Below are 2,103 nucleotides of genomic sequence, written 5' to 3'. Positions count from 1 at the left end.
TGGAGGCCTCACGGTGACCGTGAAGGGGGGTGTGCCACTGCACCGTGCCGCCGAGCTTGCGCAGCTGGGTGACGTAGCCTTCAAAGGCCTGCAGGGAGGTGAAGCGTTTGACCAGGTCACCATCCGGCAGCATGCCGGGAGGGCAGGTGACGTGGTAGCTCTTGGGCATGTGGATCAGGGCGGAGCTCATGCGCGGCGCCCCCCAGCCTGGGGAGCGTACACACGCTGGTAGGTCTCAGGCGTGACAAACAGAGGATTGCGGTCCTGGTCTTGCGCCTGGCTCTCCAGCAGATCGCGCTGCCTGGACAGAAACGCGAGCTGGGCCTCGCCGGGCTTGCGCTGCAGCTTGTGGCTGTTGCAGATACCGCCGCTGGTCACTTCGAAGCCATGAATGAGGCACAACGTGAAACCAGTGGTCTCGATGCGATCGAAGTGCGCGCAGTTGCGGCAACCAGGGCGGTCACCGGGGGTCTGGTAGCCCACCTGGGCGTGCTTGGCGACGAGTCTCATCCGAACCGCCGCACGATCCAGCGCAGCAGAGGCTGCACACCAAAGTGGAAAATCTCCAATGCGATGAGAGCGCAAATCACCCACAGCACCGACAACCATGAAAGCAGGGAACCTTCAATGGAGCAAGTCACAGACGTCGTCTGGATCGCAGCAGCCGTGTTCATCGGGCTGCTTGCGGTAGCAGCAGTAGCAATGGTGCTCAGCAGCAGGAACGAAAAAGCGAGGCGGCGGGCTGAATACGACGAGATGCGCAGGCCAGGACGGGAAGCAGCCAGGAGAAACCGCGACCGCCGATGAATGCCCTCCCCCTGCCCGGCGGCTGGAGCCGGCAAGCTGGCCACCGTTTGGGTGGCAGGGGTCGGGCAACTGGGATCGTCCCCGGGTTGGGGAGGTGTCGTAGAGGGGGGCATGCCGGCTCCTGTTGTAAAGTCTCGATGTGGCCAAATGTGAATTGGTCACATAACGTGACAATATCACATATCGTGACATAGGAGTTAAAAAATGGCACTCAGCGTGATGGAGCCGTTGATCTCGAGCTACAAGCACCAGATAGGCGTAGCCCGAGAAGGAACAGTCGCAGACAGACTAGGTGTAGCTAGAACTGCACTGGCCAACTACAGAAAAGGCATTCGGCGTATGCCAGACACGGCAATGGCAAGGCTGGCAGAAGGGCTGAACGTTCCTCTGGGTGATGTCGTGGCGACGATGAATATTTCGCTGCAGGACACACCTCAAGAGGAACGCGATTTCTGGTTGAGCAGAATCACAAACCAGAATTTGCGCGAGCTGGCAGAAAAGTTCGGCGGATGGAAACGTTTCTCCGAGGCAGCAAAATCATAGGTTTGCACCACTGGTTCGACTCTTCCCCCGGCCGATACCTGCTGGCGTGGGAGCAGGAACGCTATGACGAGCTGGTGGCCGACATCTTCGGCTACCACGCCCTGCAGCTCGGAATGCCGGGTTTGCAGGGGCTGCGCGCCAACCGCATGCCCCACCGCTGGCTGGCGCTGGGCGCCGAAGAAACCCTGCTGTGGACCGACGAGGCGGCCGGCTGGCACGCGGCCGGGGCCCTGGGGGGCGGAGAACCGGGCGAGCCCGCCCTGCTGGCCGATCCGGTGGCCCTGCCTTTTTCGGAGAACAGCCTCGATCTGGTGCTGCTGCCGCACGCGCTGGAACTCAGCATCGACCCCCATGCCGCGCTGCGCGAGGTGCAGCGCGTGCTGGTGCCCGAGGGGCGGGTGGTCATCAGCGGGCTGAACCCCGTGAGCCTGTGGGGCCTGCGCCAGCGCCGGGCGCGGCTGTACCAGCGCCTGGGTGCGGGCGGGCGGCTGTACCTGCCCGACGTGGGCGAGTTCATCGGCCACTGGCGGCTGCGCGACTGGCTGCGGCTGCTCAATTTCGAGGTCGAGTCGGTCAGCTTCGGCTGCTACCGGCCGGCGGTGCGCAGCGCGCCCTGGCTGGAGCGTTTCGACTGGATGGACGGACTGGGGGCCCGCTGGTGGCCGATACTCGGGGCCGCCTATGTGGTGGTGGCGGTCAAGCGCGTGCACGGCGTGCGGCTGCTGGGCGCGCCCTGGCGCCGCGCGCCCAAGG

General features: G+C 64.2%; 5 protein-coding genes. 2 read left to right on the top strand and 3 right to left on the bottom strand.

Going from position 1 to position 2,103, the window contains the following annotated elements:
• From AC27IQ_RS23095 to AC27IQ_RS23085, 3 genes are all read right to left on the bottom strand, one after another.
• Positions 1–190: hypothetical protein (locus AC27IQ_RS23095; protein ID WP_487090940.1), on the bottom strand; the 190-nt coding region annotated here is incomplete at its 3' end.
• Complete coding sequence (locus tag AC27IQ_RS23090) at positions 187–510, bottom strand: hypothetical protein (RefSeq protein ID WP_487090939.1); 324 nt, start codon at positions 508–510, stop codon at positions 187–189. The genes AC27IQ_RS23090 and AC27IQ_RS23095, both read right to left, overlap by 4 nt.
• Entirely contained in the window at positions 507–851 is a 345-nt protein-coding gene (locus AC27IQ_RS23085) for a hypothetical protein (RefSeq protein ID WP_487090938.1), read from the bottom strand. Before AC27IQ_RS23085 ends, AC27IQ_RS23090 begins: the two co-directional genes overlap by 4 nt.
• Before the next feature lie 160 nt (positions 852–1,011).
• Here AC27IQ_RS23085 and AC27IQ_RS23080 point away from each other — a divergent pair, with 160 nt between their 5' ends.
• Both AC27IQ_RS23080 and AC27IQ_RS23075 read left to right on the top strand, forming a co-directional pair.
• Positions 1,012–1,350 carry a helix-turn-helix domain-containing protein gene (locus AC27IQ_RS23080; RefSeq protein ID WP_487090937.1) on the top strand — a complete coding sequence of 113 codons (339 nt, stop codon included), beginning with the start codon at positions 1,012–1,014 and terminating at the stop codon, positions 1,348–1,350.
• A gap of 2 nt (positions 1,351–1,352) precedes the next feature.
• Positions 1,353–2,103: class I SAM-dependent methyltransferase (locus AC27IQ_RS23075; RefSeq protein ID WP_487090936.1), on the top strand; the 751-nt coding region annotated here is incomplete at its 3' end.

This window comes from Acidovorax sp. KPB24-07 (genome assembly GCF_057543315.1).
This window is presented reverse-complemented; position numbering and strand designations above follow the sequence as displayed.